The following is a 14,073-nucleotide window of genomic DNA, read 5'->3' as shown; positions in this document are numbered from 1 at the left end:
AATGTCACTCCTTCGACAGGTCGTAGGCCGCAAGAAGTTCAGGAGTAAAGTTCCCTTCCCCATCATAGATATAAAGAGGAGACTCTATGACCACTCCCTTTCCTGCAGACCGTACAGCCTCAACAAGGATCACTGTTGCTTTTTTCCCGGGATAGGGGTGAACCATTTGCAGTCTCTTGGGCTCAAGATTCTCATTGACAAGGGCAGCAACAAGTTCCGCTCCCCTTTGTGCGCGGAAAATCATAAAAAGGTGTCCTTTATTCTTCAAAACAAAGTGAGCAGCCTTCACTACGTCTTTTAACGAACAGTAAAGCCCCTGTCTGGCCGTTGCGTCACTGAAAGAATCCGTCCACCTGCTTCGATGGGGTTCGTCGTAGGGAGGATTGGTAACCACTACATCAAAAGATTGAGAGGCGTATCGGTCTTTTATATTGCGAAGATCGCTAAGAAAAAAAGACACCCTGGCATCAAGACCATTTTCTTGGGCGTTACGTTTTGCAAGGTTGACGAGATCTTCCTGTATGTCAATCCCTTCTATTTTTGTCGCTTCCGGCAAACGCAAAGCCAGCAAAAGAGATATGACTCCAGTAGCGCAGCCAAGCTCAAGTATCCGATCCTTCCCACGAGCCTTAACAAAGGATGCCAGAAGGATAGTATCCACGGTTACGCGAGGCCCATCAACCGGTTGCCAGGCCGTTAACGCTCCATATAGGACATTGTCTTTCGTAACTTTTATTCCGTCCATTCGTCCAGATGTACTCCTATTACTTTTGACAATCCGGGTTCGTCCATTGTTACACCATATAAAACGTCTGCCCGCTCCATGGTGCTCCGTCTATGGGTCATAGCTAATATTTGCATATTCATAGCATAGTCGCTTACAAGGTCGATAAAACGCAAAAGGTTATATTCATCAAGAGAAGCATCTACTTCATCAAGAATAGCGAGAGGAACTTCGGCTACCTCCATAGTTGCAAAAAGTAACGCAATAGCGGTGAGAGATTGCTCCCCTCCCGACAGCTGAGCAAGATTTTGCAGACGTTTCCCTGGTGGCCTCGCAAAGATGTCCACCCCTGCCTCCCAGAGAGAAAGTCCCTCTTCAAGTTCTAGGTGTGCTTCACCACCACCAAAAAGCCTCTGAAAGAGAGAATTGAACCTTTCATCTGTATTTTTTAAGGCTTCTCCAAATAATAAGCCTACTCTCTCATCCGTGCTCTGTATCAGTGACTGAAGTTCACCTATGCCCCCATGGACGTCCTCTATCTGGACTGTCAGAAAGGCAAGGCGATTTTTCAAAGATTCATTTTCCGAAAGAACCCCCAGATCATAATCCCCAAGTTCCCTAACTTTTTTCTCAAGGCGTCGTACATGGGCCAAACTTTCTTCCTCATATTCTTCCAGGGAAATATTTTCCGTTCCTGGATAATGATAGGCATCTTCCCAAAGAGAAATGATCTGATTGAGTTCCAGACGGGCGGAATCGACCTGGCGTTGACTATCTTTAACCTTTTCTTCCTCTATCTGTACCCTTTCATGGGCTTGTGCACAACGCTCACGAAGAAGGGATGTTCTTTCAACAAGACTCTCTGTCTCAGCACTCAGCCTTGCCCTCTCTGAATCAATTTCTTTTATATTTTCCCACAATTCATAGGACTGGACTCCCAGCTCTCTAAGTCGGTCAAGCCCTTCATCCAGGCTCAATTCCGTATTTTCCAGCTCCCCAGAAAGACTGCGCAGTCTTTCTGTGAGTTGAGCTGCCTCTGACTCGATTCGGTTGATCAACACCTCTCCAGATTTTACTTTTTCACAAAGCACAGCTTCTTCTCCCTTTGCAGAGGCCAGTTCTCGCTCAAGTTCTGTCTCGTCTGGGAAATCCCCAAAAGAGGCTATTGCTTCCTCCAGCTCTTTTAAACTATGCTGAGTTCTTTTCAGCAACTTTCCGCTGTCTTCAACATCATTAAGGAAAAAGGATCGTTCTTTTTCCAGTCGCACTATCTCTTCTCGCTGCCGCTCAAAACGTATGGAATGAGATAAAAGTTTTTTTTCCGCCTCTTGTTCCTTCTCTTTCCAAAAAGCTCTTTCTTTCGCTATAACACACTCTAGCTCCTCAGCTTCTTGTAATAGCGAGACAACTCTTTCAAGGCTTCCTCTCTTATCTTTGAGATTTTTTTCAAGATCTTCTATCTGAAGGCGTCTTTCTATAGCACCACCCGTTTTTCTAAATTTTCCTCCGCTGACGCTGCCACCTACTGTAAACACATCGCCCTGGAGTGTAACGATTGGGAATGAAGCACCTGCTCTGGCAAGGTTCATTCCTACATCATACTCTTCAACAATGAGAAGATCTCCCAGCAGGTGGTTCACTGCTGGACTCCATAGCTGTTCTGAAGCAATAAGGTCTGTAGCCCACCCTACTGTCCCCTGACACGGCAAGGGGAAACCATAGTCAGGATTCCTTGGGTGACATTGCTCCAGGGGAAGAAATGTTATACGGCCTGCCCTCTTCTGTTTAACAAGCTCTATCCCTAGCTGAGCCTCTTCAAGGGATTTAACGAAAAGCCAGAACTGCCGCCCTCCGAGGTAAGCTTCCAGTGGGGCTGCAAGCTTTTCCTCACATTTAAAAGCTTCTGCAGCAAGCTTGATCTGGATAGGCAACTTCCCTAATTTTTGTGCCGCCAGAATAACCCGTACAGGTTCTGGATAAAGACGCTGTTCCGTATTTTCAAGAACCGTTTCAAGCTGGTTTTCCAAAACATCCACATTCTTTTTTAACTGAGAAAGAGATGTTGCTAGCCGCTGACATTGGACATAGATTTCTCCATGACGCTCTATTATTTTTTTATAACTTAGATGGGTATACTCAAATTCCTTTTTATAAGTTTCTGTCTCTTTCTCCGCAACAAACACTTTGTTTTTTGCTTCTTCCAGTTCTTTTTCGTTTTTATCAAGGGCCTCGCTACGAGCCTGTAAGCGAGAAAGGATTTTGACGCACTCACCCTCTACGCGAGCATATTCATTGCCGTATTCCTGTCGCCGCTGCCGCTCTGCTCGAAGGGAAGAGCGAAGGTTAGAAAGTTTTTGCCATAGGGCAGATACTTCTTCTTTTTTCTTATGAAGATTCTGAGTCAAAGAATAGCTCGTCCCCCTTGCCAAAGTCGCTTCTTCATCAACTTTGGACAAAACTTCTTCCACATGCCTTTTTTCCTCTTTCTGAGCAATGAGCCGTTCGCGAGCAGATTTTACAGTAAGGGCAGTGGCAAAACACTGACGTCTCAATGTTTCTCTTTGGAATCCAAGACTCTCTGTTCTTTCTTCGTGCACTTTTTTCTGCTGTTCATAGGAATTAAAAAGAGACTGATAAAAAGAAAGTCCTTCTTTCCAAATGGTTTCCCACTCTGCCGCCCTATTTTTTCGCCTTTCCAGAGCATGAATGCGACTCTGAAAAGAATAAAGCTCCCTTTCTAAAAAAGCTCTGCGTGAAAAATAGTAGCCTCGCCTCTTCTCGTCAAGTTCATCGAGTAAACGGCGAGCCTTTTCAGCAATGGTAACCATGGCAGCTATTTCATCACGACGGGATGTCAATTCCGAAACAAGCGTTTCCAGGCGTGCAAGCTCTTCCGATGCAAACTTAAGTTTCTGGTTCGCATCCTCTCTCTTTTTTCTGTATTGGTCTATGCCAAAAAGAGCCTCGAGGATAGACCTTCGCTGTTGAGGACGATGATGGATGGCTTCTGCCACTTCTCCCTGGCCTATGAAAGCAAACTGCTCACCTTCCATATGCCATTGCCGCTTTACGTCATCTAAATCCTGCAGACGGATCCTCATCCCATCTACAAAAAGAGATGTTCCTGTTTCAGGAGAAAACTCTCTTTTTATAGTGCATATCTTGGGGTCTTCCCGGATGCAAAGGGATACTTCCGTTTCAGTAGCAGTAGGGAGACTGATGCTTCCCTGAAACAGAAGATCACTCTGCCTCGTTATTCTCAGACAGTTTGGGCTCCCTTCTCCGAGTACCCAGCGCAATCCATCAAGGATGTTGCTTTTCCCACTGCCGTTAGGCCCTACTATCGCTGTAAAGCCGGGAGAAAAGGTCAGTTCGTGGCTTCCGCCGAAACTTTTAAATCCTTTAAGACGAAGCCGTTCGATAAACACGAATCTGTGCCTCCCATTGCTCCATTTGCTCAATACGACGTTCTACTACGTCGATGGGCCCCTGCATATCGAGACGGTACTTATTCCACGCAAATTCAGGCGCTGCCGCTATAAAGATTCGTCTTTGCAACTCTTCTTCCCAAACGGCAAGGTAAGTGTCCGCTATATATTGAGCAATAACAGAGTGGGTTTCAAGGAGCATGGCATCTGCTTTGTTAGAAAGAGAAACTTTTCTCAAAAAACGCTTAATATGCATGGCCACGCTATCTTCCTTCAAAACCCATCCATAGCCCCCGCAAAATGGACATCCACGGGTCATGACCGAACGTACATCAGGTCTCGCCCTTTTTCTTGTAATCTCAACTAGACCTAATTGGGAAACGCCAAATATCCTTGCACGATACCGATCTTTTTGAAACACTTCATCCAGGCGTTGAAGAAGTTTTTGTCTGTCTTCTTCATACTCCATGTCGATAAAGTCAATGACGACAATTCCGCCAATAGCCCTCAGCCTTAGTTGACGTGCTATTTCATCCGCTGCCTCGAGATTAGTGTCAAGGACAGTATGGCGCAGATCCGTATCTCCCACATACTTACCTGTATTCACATCAATAACAGTAAGGGCCTCTGTATGATCAATAATAAGATAGGCTCCTGAACGCAGCCATACCTTGCGATCAAGGGCAGTTTCAAGCTCCCTCTCTATGCCATAAAAATCAAAGATGGGCGAGCTTCCTTCATATAAGCTCACTTCAGGTTCCTGCCCCTCAAGTATGCGATTAAGATAATCCTTGACTTTATGACACTCTTCTTCGCTGTCTATAACTATTTCACTTACATCGCCAGTGAGCTCGTCCCTGAGAACCCTTCCTACAAGCCCAATATCCCTATAAATGAGGCATGGAGCTGCCTGTATCTGGGCATCATGGCGTATCTCTCTCCATAGGTCTACAAGAGTGTGAAGATCATGGGTAAGGGTTTCTTCGTCAACCCCTTCAGCAGCGGTGCGAATGATCACACCGTAACCCTCCCCTTCATCACGCAGTTTTTTAGCCAGGAAACGGAGTCGCTTACGTTCTTCCTCGTCTATTATTCTTTTAGAAACACCTGTTTCCTGTCCATCAGGGACAAGAACTAGGTAGCGCCCCGGCAAAGAAATTCTCGAAGTTACTCTGGCGCCTTTATTTTTTCTGGCTGCCTTCACAACCTGCACTACCACTTCCACGTTCGGCTTCAGGTTTATACCCTTCGCATCATTTAAATATAAAAAGGCATTCCTGCCGTCCCCCAAATTTACAAAAGCGGCGTGGATGCCAGGCAAAACACTATCCACCCTGGCTTTATAGATTTCTCCTGTCTTTTGACGCTCCCACATTCGCTCAACAAAGATATCTACAAGTTTTCCTTTTTCCAATATTGCAACTCGCATCTCTTCAGGATCTAAAGTGTTGGCTATGATTTTACGATCAGTCATGGCGTAACATCCCCTCAGTTTTAAAATTCCGAGGCAAACGGGGAAGTACCCGCTGTGTAACTACTGGTTCCACTTCTGATCCGTTCCAGCATCCTACCGATGTTCTAACAATTTTCACATCAGACCATCCCTTGGTGTACCCAGCTTCTACTAATTTTTTCACTAAAGTTCCCGGGCCGAAGGCAAAAGGCGTTTTGAGAATCAGCTTAATAAAAGTGCCTTCTACTGCGCTAAAGACATGTTTCTCCTGCAAGAAAATCCCCTGTTCCAGGTCATGGGCCAGTTTTTCGAAATATATGGGGGAACGAAACCCTAGTAAATAGCCAGACGCATCACAGCTTTTACTGAGAGAAGGGCCTTCATACACTTCCCCACCTGTAATAGTAAAAGCTTCTGGAATTACGTTGTTCCATCGATCTAAAGTCCCTTCATCCCATTTTTCGATCCAGATATCAGCCGGTTCCGCAAAAGCGACGACTCCAACTGGAAGTTCCGGTCCTAAGCTGACTCGAGGCCGGGGCGTGAAGCCCTCAGACAAAGCAAAGACAAGACCCGCTCTTCGTCCAGATCTGTAAATAAGCTGAGGAATCACGACGTGGGGAATAAAGCATCCACGTCCGCGCTTTGAATAGGTTATCCTTACGCGGATCATAATGAGCATTCCCCCTTTGACCATTGACAACCACTATTCTGCCAACCGCAACCATGACAACTGTTCCATCGACAATCTGGTGTTAGTTCCCCTTTAAATGCCTTCTCCTTTTCCTTCCACAAGAAAGCACGAGAAACTCCTGTATCAATATGATCCCATGGGAAGCCTTCTTCTTTTGATCTACTTCGAGATGTATAAAAAAGCGGATCTATACCGGTCTCATCAAAAGCATCAAGCCAGCGTTGCAAAGAAAAGGTTTCACTCCATCCATCGAATCGGGCTCCCTTTCTCCAGGCACTCTCAATGGCTTTAGCCAGACGCCGGTCGCCACGAGCAAAAATACCTTCAAGGAAAGTTTGCTCCGGATCATGATACTTTAAAGAAATCCTGCGGTTATATATCTGCCTTTTAAGGAACTGTCCCTTTTCACGAAGTTCTTCCACGGTATTTTGAGGTTCCCATTGAAAGGGGGTATGGCCTTTAGGAACAAAACCAGCAACGGAAACAGCAACGTTGACCTTACGCTTATAGGCTTTGCCGAGGGTCAATGTTTGAAGGGCTATATCGATTATGCCCTGAAGATCTTCCTCAGTTTCAGTAGGGAGACCCATCATAAAATAGAGCTTCACACGATCCCATCCATGTTTAAAAGCGGTTTCCAGTGAAATTTTTATGTCTTCCTCTGTTACTCCTTTATTAATTACATTTCTGAGCCGTTGCGTTCCCGCTTCGGGGGCAAAGGTCAAACCTCCTCTACGCATGGCTTGGAGGCTTGCTGCTAAATCTATAGAAAAAGAATCCATCCTTAAACTTGGCAGACTTAACTTGACTCCTTTTTCATCAAGAAAGGGAGTTAGATCATTCAGCAACGGTGTTAGACCTGAATAATCGCATGAAGCCAAAGAGACCAGCCCCACTTCTTCCCATCCAGACGAGAGGACTAATTCCCGCACTATTTTACTTGTTTCCTCAAGTCCACGTTCTCGTACAGGACGATATATTATGCCTGCCTGGCAAAAACGGCACCCTCGCGTACAGCCCCTGAAAATTTCAACTGGGACTCTGTCGTGAACTACACTAGCAGACGGCACAATAAGGTTGTCCGGATAAAAAGCATCTTTGAAATCCTGCACTAGCTGTCGACGCACAGGCAATCTTGAGCTGGAAAAGAACACAGCTCCCCCCTCTCCATATTTCACATCTACGAGGGAGGGGATATATATTCCTTCAATTCCAGCAAGGGAATTGAGACGTTCTTTTCTTGATAAACCTTTTGTTTCATACAGAATGTCAACAATCTGAGGAAGTAAGACTTCACCTTCTCCAAGACAGAAAACATCAATAAATGGGGCTACAGGCTCTGGCGTTAGCGCCCCTGGCCCTCCAGCAAAGACAATGGGGTCACTCTCAATCCTTTCTTCTCCATATAAGGGAATCCCGCCTAGATCAAGCATGGTGAGTATATTGGTAAAACTCAATTCATATTGAAGGGTAAACCCGACCCCATCAAAAGAAGAGAGGGGGCGCCCTGTTTCAATGGAACCAAGATAGAGTTCGTTTTTCCTCAGCAACTCCTCCATGTCTATCCATGGACAATAGGCCCGCTCAACATCGGATTTTGGTAGACGCTTAAGAAGATTATACAAAATCTGAAAACCAACATAACTCATGCCTATTTCATATACATCGGGAAAAGCCAAACAAAACCTAACCAGGGATTGACCTGATTCTTTAGGCTTCACAGGCCCCCATTCACACCCCGCATAGCGCGACGGGTGGGCAACTTGGGCTAATAACGGCCACAAGCCATCATCAAAATCCGGGATCTCCATACAAATCCTCCCTACTAAGATCTATTCATAATCTTTCATCGTTGAAAGATACACACTCATAACAAGGGCAATTGCAACGGACACGGCTAAAAGAGAACTGCCTCCATAACTTAAAAAGGGCAAGGGGAGTCCTGTGATAGGAAGAAGCCCCATACTCATTCCGATAGATTCTACAACCTGAAACCATATCCATGCTGCCAAAGAAGCCACTAAAACTTTCCCTCTTTTATCTTTGCATCGAAGGCCCGCATTGATTATTCTCCAAAAAACAACACAAAAAAGCACTAGAACTATAAGCGATCCCAAAAAACCGAACTCTTCTGCATAAACACTAAAGATAAAATCAGTATGGGGTTCAGGTAAGAAACGAAGTTTACTTTGCAATCCATGTAAAAATCCTTTTCCCAACAATCCCCCTGATCCGACTGCGATTCTTGATTGTATAACGTTATATCCTGCTCCTAAGGGATCTAGGGCAGGATTAATGAAAACAAGGAGTCTTTTTTTCTGATACTCCTTTAAAAATTGCCACCCAACAGGTAAAAGCACGAATGCCAGACCTGTCAAGGTTAACACATATCGTTTTGGGGCTCCCGCGACAACAAGTGCTATTAATATCATGAGACCATAAACTATAGAGCTGCCCAGGTCTGGTTGGATAAAAACTAAAAGAGTCGAAATCCCAGCAAGGATCAATCCACCAATAAAACGAGAAAGATTTTCTGGCGGGTATCTACAGAAATGTTTAGCCATTACCAAGGCTAGGCCTATTTTGCCTGCCTCTGACGGCTGGAAGCGAAGTAGTCCCAAATTTAACCAACTCTGGGCCCCTTTCACAGTCAATCCCGTAAGAAGCACAATTAAAAGCGAGCCGACAGAAAAAACCCAGTAGATAAAGTACGCCCAATTGATCAGTCGACGGTACCCTACCTTAATAACCACGAAAAAAACAACGAGTGAAATAAGACCCCAAACAAGCTGCCTCATGGCAAATCCACTAGCTTTGCGGCCCACTCCCATTTCCGCGCTATATATAGATAATACTCCCAAAACAAAAAGAGCGAGTACCGATATGATCAGTACCTTATCTCCATATGCAAAAATTTCTTTAATAGAGAATCTTTTTTCGCCCATCCTAATTCAAGTTCATTGCTCACTCTGTGATTTTCTCTTAATTCTAACGACCGGGATATTCGCTACAAAAGCCACAGACTTATTAGCCTTGTCAAGCTCCATCTCAATATTGTCCGTATCGATCTCCATATATTTAGAAAGAACTTCAATCATATCTTTTCTAAGTTCTTCCATAAGGCCAGGAGAGATATCAGAACGATCGTGTATCAAAACAATCTGAAGTCTTTCTTTTGCTGTTTTTTTTGTGCCTTCCCGTCCAAAAAGTTTTTGTAGTATTCCTAGCATAATGTCCTCTCCTCCCGGTTTCTAAAAACCCAGCAGCTTCTTGATACCAGAGAAAAACCCTGAGCCTCTCTGGCTATCGAGATTTAAAAAGGCAACTTCTTTCCCAAGCAGTCTGTCCGCTATGTTTGAGAAGGCCATAGATGCAAGGGACGTATCGCCGCTGGTAAGAGGCTCCCCTCTATTTGCTGATTTGACAACACTGTCATCATCGGGAACAATTCCAATAAGCTCAATGGCCAGCACATCGAGTACATCCTGTACGTCAAGCATTTCCCCTTCTTTGACCATACTGGGTTTAACCCGATTAATTACGAGACGAATTGGTTTTTTTTCCATTGATTCCAAAAGGCCAATAATGCGGTCTGCATCTCGAACTGAAGGAATTTCTGGAGTTGTCACAACGAGAGCCTCAGTCGCCCCCGCCGCTGCGTTCTTAAAGCCACCCTCAATACCTGCAGGGCTATCAAGAAGAATAAAATCAAAACCTTCTTTTTTCAGCATTTCGCAGAGTTCCACCATCTGGTCTGGACTTACGGCATCCTTGGTGCGAGTCTGGGCTGCTGGAAGCAGAAAAAGATTGTCGACCCGTTTATCCCGAATAAGAGCCTGGGGAAGGCGACAAGTCCCTTCAATTACATCGATAAAATTGTACACGACGCGATTTTCCAGGCCCATTACCACATCAAGGTTCCTAAGGCCAATATCAGCGTCAATTGCAACCACTTTATAGCCAGCCTTTGCCAAAGCAAAAGAAACGTTGGCCGTAGTGGTCGTTTTTCCAACTCCGCCCTTCCCGGACGTTACAACTATGACTCGAGGCTCCACGAAAATCCCTCCATTCCCAATCTCTGTTATATTTTTAGTTCGCGAACAAAAAGAGAATCATGCTCAAGAGTAATAAGGACTGAGTGTGCCCACCACTCCATAGAGCTATCCAGGTAACTTCCCACCTTACTGCCAAGACGAACTTGTTTTGCCTGAAAATCCCCCACCACTATGCTCTGTTCAGTATTCCCGTCTGAACCAGCATGGGCCAGTCCTTTTAAGCGGCCCCAAATACAAATATTTCCAGAAGCTATCACTTCTGCGCCATCATTGACATGACCGATGATAACAACGTCGCCGCCATGCTCTATGCGCTGCCCAGAGCGAAGGGATCGCATGAGAAAAAGCGTGTCATAGTTTTTGCCCTTACCATGGGGCTTTTCCCGCGCTGGCTCCCCTGTTTTTGCGCCAAATGCCTGAAGCAAGTGCTGACTCTCTGCATCATAAGTGACCCACGATGATACAAAAACACCTTTAGACCATATAAAATCCTTAAGAATACCTATGATAAAGTCTTTGCTTAATATCCGTCCTTGAAAATCAAGTATCACTTTCATCTCTAACAATGCTTTTGCTTGAGATGAAACACGTTCAAGCTCCATAAAAACTTCTTTTTCTTTCAATTCTTCAGGGACGATAAGACGCAGCCCCCCTCCTGTTCCCTTTAGTAGAACTGGAGTTTGAAACGTTTCCATAGACTCCATTCTCCTTCCTCCCTGAGGTTTAAAGAACCTATTTTAGCGAATCATGGCCCACAAGGTAAGCAAGCACTTCTCCTACAATTGGGGCCGCTGCGGAACTTCCGTGCTCTCCAGCCTCTATCACAGCAACAGCTACATAACGAGGTTTATCAGCAGGAGCGTACCCTGCAAAAAGAGCGTGATCAGGTCCATGGGCATTTTGAGCGGTTCCTGTCTTTCCTGCCACTGTGACACCAAAGGTCCCGGCTCTCCACCCGGTTCCTCTTTTAATTACGTTCACGAGCCCTTCATGTATTGTTTTTATGTGATTTTTAGAAAGGTTCAACTTCTGAGGAGGAACCATCTCTCCCCTATAAAGATGAGGGGTTATGAGATTCCCCCCATTAGCGAAAACGGCGTACATTCTGGCTATCTGTATAGGGGTCATGAGCAAGAAACCCTGGCCTATAGAATAGTTTACCGTATCTCCCTGGTACCATACCTCTTTGACAACTTTTTCTTTCCATTCTCGGCCCGCTCTATTGCCTGAAAGTTCCCCCGGTATATCTATACCTGTTAAATTTCCCACCCCTAATTTCTGCCCCCAGCGAGTCAATCTGTCAATGCCAACTTTAATTCCTGTTTGGTAGAAGTATACATCACAAGATTGACTTAAAGCTTCTTTCAATCCGATTGTTCCATGCCCACCGCGCTTCCAGCAGCGAAAAGCCCTTCCCCCCAATTGGAAGGATCCCCCACAGAAGTACGTCGTTTTGGGTGTAATTGCTCCTTCCTCAAGAGCAGAGAGAGCTACCAGAGGCTTAAAAGTAGAAGCTGGCGGATACACCCCTGCAATGCTGCGATCAAGCATTGGACGTTCTGGATCCTTTAAGAGAGATTTCCACTCCCTGGCAGACACACCCCACGCCAAAGGGTTATTGTCATAGGAGGGAGCCGTATAAAGAACAAGCACAGCACCAGTCTCCACATCCAATACTACAACAGATCCTCTGTTCTCTTTCATTAGGTCAGCTGACAATCTTTGAGCGCCAAGGTCAAGAGTGAGATAGATATCCTTCCCCTTAACTGGAGATTTAAAGTCTATTTCCTGCACTCGTCTCCCTCTGGCGTCTACCTCTATAGATTCTTCTCCGGGCATGCCCCGCAATAGGGATTCATAGGAAAATTCTATGCCAGCTTTGCCAATAAGGTCTCCCCCCACATAGTCCCCTTCTCTTTTCGACTTCAACTCATCTTCGCTAATCTCAGCCACATATCCCGTTACATTTGCCGTTAAAGCTCCAGATGGGTAGGTGCGGCGCCAGACTGGTACTGGAAAAAGCTGAGGCGGAAACTCCGGGTCAGCTATAAGATCAACCATTTGGGTTAGAGTAAGATTTGACACCACGCGAACAACTCTGTAGGGAGCCCAGTATTGCCGCTTGACCGTATTCTTTATCTCCTCCGATGTCAACGGAATTCCATGTTTATTCAATATTTCAGATGTTTTAGATACAAGCTGTTCTTTCTCCAGATCGAGAGGATATCCCATAATATCAAAAGTACGAATGTTGGTGGCCAGTGGAGCGCCATTTCGATCATAAATATTCCCCCGAGAGGGGGCGAATCGAACAAAACGAAGGCGATTTCCTGTCGCAAGTTTTATATAGCTATCCCCATGAATGATCTGAAAGTAATAAAGAGCCCCTATAAGAAGTCCCATGGAGCATAACATCACAATTCTCCATGTTCTGAGACGTCTATCGATATCGCTTCGGTCGCTAGGCATCGTCTTGTCCCACACTCCAGGCATAAAGAAGGCAAGCTCCAAAAACCATTGGCAAAAGAACCCCCTGCTGCACTAAAAAAACTTTTAGAAGGGTCTGTTCTCTTATTCCCCACATAAGAAGCCTGATAAAAGTTAAAACCAAATGGGCACTCCAGATTAAAAGGCCAAAGGCCGGGACACTTCGTGCTGAAGAAGGGAGGGAAAGCCAAATCCAACGGACAAAGAGAATGGACGCCACGTAAAGAGCTGAAGAAACACCAACCAACCCTGGCCACCTTAAATCCCACAGAATACCGCCAAGAAAACCGCTCCAAAGAATATAAGCACCTTCATCCTCATGCTTCAGAGCCATGTAAAGCAAAACAAGGAGAAAAATTTCAGGCACTAAAAAGTGACCTGAGGAAAAAACACGAAGAAGATCTTGGGCATACCATGCTATGACAAAAGATGTCATGGTTTTGTTCCCTCTGTTAATACCTCTACCTGATAAAGGCGGATAAAATCTGCCCCGGGTTCTATCCTATAAGCAACAAACCCTCCAGAAGAATGGCGAAGCTCTCCAGTTACAGAGCCAACTGGAAGCCCCGGGGGCAAACTTTCACTAACCAGCGCAGTGCTTACAGTCATTCCTTTCTCTATGGATCTGCCTTCCGAAATATACTGCAGCCAGATCTGTCCCTGCCCATCACCTGTCACCACACCAAGATCCCGGGTCTGATCCACAACCACAGGTATAAGGAGAGATGAGGAAGTAATAAGTTCCGCCCATGAATATCCAGCTTCTACTCGGGTAATACGTCCCACTAAAGACCCTTTTTGTAAAACAGGGAATCCAGGTTTTAAATTATTTTCTTCCCCTTGATTTATTCTTATCTCTGTCCACCAATCGTGGGGGGAGCGCAAGGTTATTCGAGCGTATTTTGTAATTTGATTCATTCGTTCCATATAACTTTCGACCTTTTCTTGGCTTATGGCAACTTTCAATATCCAGTTTTCCTGAGACAGCTTTTGGTTCTCTGCAATGAGAGCGGATCGTTCTCTGAACCAAAACGAAGCCTTGCGAAGAGTATTGTTTAATAACACCGCTGGGACCTCAGGATAAAACAAAACTTTCCCTACCCAGTCAGAGGGAGTTCGAAAAAGAAGAATTTGAGGGGCGAGAGCAAGCAACATGAAGCTAGCGGCAAGAGCCACAAGCCCATGGATGACTTCTTTATTGAAATCACCGGAATCTGGTTTACGCATCCCCT

General features: G+C 45.3%; 12 protein-coding genes. All 12 read right to left on the bottom strand.

Going from position 1 to position 14,073, the window contains the following annotated elements:
* Positions 1 to 4 precede the first annotated feature (4 nt).
* From BUC50_RS05340 to mreC, 12 genes are read right to left on the bottom strand one after another with little or no spacing between them, the layout of a single operon-like run.
* Complete coding sequence (locus BUC50_RS05340) at positions 5 to 745, bottom strand: tRNA1(Val) (adenine(37)-N6)-methyltransferase (RefSeq protein WP_013048014.1); 741 nt, start codon at positions 743 to 745, stop codon at positions 5 to 7.
* Positions 733 to 4,152 (bottom strand): chromosome segregation protein SMC, encoded by a 3,420-nt coding sequence (smc, locus tag BUC50_RS05335; RefSeq protein WP_286677213.1) that lies wholly within the window; start codon positions 4,150 to 4,152, stop codon positions 733 to 735. Before smc ends, BUC50_RS05340 begins: the two co-directional genes overlap by 13 nt.
* Positions 4,127 to 5,626 (bottom strand): Rne/Rng family ribonuclease, encoded by a 1,500-nt coding sequence (locus BUC50_RS05330; protein WP_013048012.1) that lies wholly within the window; start codon positions 5,624 to 5,626, stop codon positions 4,127 to 4,129. Before BUC50_RS05330 ends, smc begins: the two co-directional genes overlap by 26 nt.
* Positions 5,619 to 6,278: a DUF2344 domain-containing protein gene (locus BUC50_RS05325; RefSeq protein ID WP_013048011.1), complete on the bottom strand. Its 660-nt coding sequence runs from the start codon at positions 6,276 to 6,278 to the stop codon at positions 5,619 to 5,621. The genes BUC50_RS05330 and BUC50_RS05325 overlap by 8 nt, the downstream gene beginning before the upstream one ends.
* On the bottom strand, positions 6,275 to 8,110 hold the full coding sequence (locus BUC50_RS05320) for a TIGR03960 family B12-binding radical SAM protein (RefSeq protein WP_213700295.1): 1,836 nt from the start codon (positions 8,108 to 8,110) through the stop codon (positions 6,275 to 6,277). The genes BUC50_RS05325 and BUC50_RS05320 overlap by 4 nt, the downstream gene beginning before the upstream one ends.
* Before the next feature lie 21 nt (positions 8,111 to 8,131).
* The gene (rodA, locus tag BUC50_RS05315; RefSeq protein WP_013048009.1) at positions 8,132 to 9,244 is read right to left on the bottom strand and encodes a rod shape-determining protein RodA; all 1,113 of its coding nucleotides are present in this window, start codon (positions 9,242 to 9,244) and stop codon (positions 8,132 to 8,134) included.
* A 12-nt stretch (positions 9,245 to 9,256) separates the two neighbouring features.
* Positions 9,257 to 9,529, bottom strand: coding sequence for a cell division topological specificity factor MinE (gene minE, locus BUC50_RS05310; RefSeq protein ID WP_013048008.1), 273 nt, complete (start codon positions 9,527 to 9,529; stop codon positions 9,257 to 9,259).
* Positions 9,530 to 9,550: 21 nt separating this feature from the next.
* Positions 9,551 to 10,354, bottom strand: a complete 804-nt coding sequence (gene minD / locus BUC50_RS05305; RefSeq protein ID WP_013048007.1) for a septum site-determining protein MinD — start codon at positions 10,352 to 10,354, stop codon at positions 9,551 to 9,553.
* A gap of 26 nt (positions 10,355 to 10,380) precedes the next feature.
* Positions 10,381 to 11,058 carry a septum site-determining protein MinC gene (gene minC, locus BUC50_RS05300; RefSeq protein WP_013048006.1) on the bottom strand — a complete coding sequence of 226 codons (678 nt, stop codon included), beginning with the start codon at positions 11,056 to 11,058 and terminating at the stop codon, positions 10,381 to 10,383.
* Positions 11,059 to 11,086: 28 nt separating this feature from the next.
* Positions 11,087 to 12,847, bottom strand: coding sequence for a penicillin-binding protein 2 (gene mrdA / locus BUC50_RS05295; protein ID WP_273312180.1), 1,761 nt, complete (start codon positions 12,845 to 12,847; stop codon positions 11,087 to 11,089).
* Positions 12,816 to 13,277: a rod shape-determining protein MreD gene (mreD, locus tag BUC50_RS05290; RefSeq protein ID WP_013048004.1), complete on the bottom strand. Its 462-nt coding sequence runs from the start codon at positions 13,275 to 13,277 to the stop codon at positions 12,816 to 12,818. Before mreD ends, mrdA begins: the two co-directional genes overlap by 32 nt.
* Positions 13,274 to 14,068 (bottom strand): rod shape-determining protein MreC, encoded by a 795-nt coding sequence (gene mreC, locus BUC50_RS05285; RefSeq protein WP_286677212.1) that lies wholly within the window; start codon positions 14,066 to 14,068, stop codon positions 13,274 to 13,276. The genes mreD and mreC overlap by 4 nt, the downstream gene beginning before the upstream one ends.
* Between the last annotated feature and the right edge of the window lie 5 nt (positions 14,069 to 14,073).

This window comes from Aminobacterium sp. EBM-42 (assembly GCF_001896635.1).
Classification (GTDB): domain Bacteria; phylum Synergistota; class Synergistia; order Synergistales; family Aminobacteriaceae; genus Aminobacterium; species Aminobacterium colombiense.
The sequence above is the reverse complement of the archived record's forward strand: the minus strand, read 5'-3'. Positions and strand labels throughout refer to the sequence as shown.

Coding starts and splice junctions, on each gene's coding strand:
- BUC50_RS05340 (WP_013048014.1), bottom strand. CDS start 745: ATGGACGGAATAAAAGTTACGAAAGACAATGTCCTATATGGAGCGTTA.
- BUC50_RS05330 (WP_013048012.1), bottom strand. CDS start 5,626: ATGACTGATCGTAAAATCATAGCCAACACTTTAGATCCTGAAGAGATG.
- BUC50_RS05325 (WP_013048011.1), bottom strand. CDS start 6,278: ATGATCCGCGTAAGGATAACCTATTCAAAGCGCGGACGTGGATGCTTT.
- BUC50_RS05320 (WP_213700295.1), bottom strand. CDS start 8,110: ATGGAGATCCCGGATTTTGATGATGGCTTGTGGCCGTTATTAGCCCAA.
- rodA (WP_013048009.1), bottom strand. CDS start 9,244: ATGGGCGAAAAAAGATTCTCTATTAAAGAAATTTTTGCATATGGAGAT.
- minE (WP_013048008.1), bottom strand. CDS start 9,529: ATGCTAGGAATACTACAAAAACTTTTTGGACGGGAAGGCACAAAAAAA.
- minC (WP_013048006.1), bottom strand. CDS start 11,058: ATGGAGTCTATGGAAACGTTTCAAACTCCAGTTCTACTAAAGGGAACA.
- mrdA (WP_273312180.1), bottom strand. CDS start 12,847: ATGCCTGGAGTGTGGGACAAGACGATGCCTAGCGACCGAAGCGATATC.
- mreD (WP_013048004.1), bottom strand. CDS start 13,277: ATGACATCTTTTGTCATAGCATGGTATGCCCAAGATCTTCTTCGTGTT.
- mreC (WP_286677212.1), bottom strand. CDS start 14,068: ATGCGTAAACCAGATTCCGGTGATTTCAATAAAGAAGTCATCCATGGG.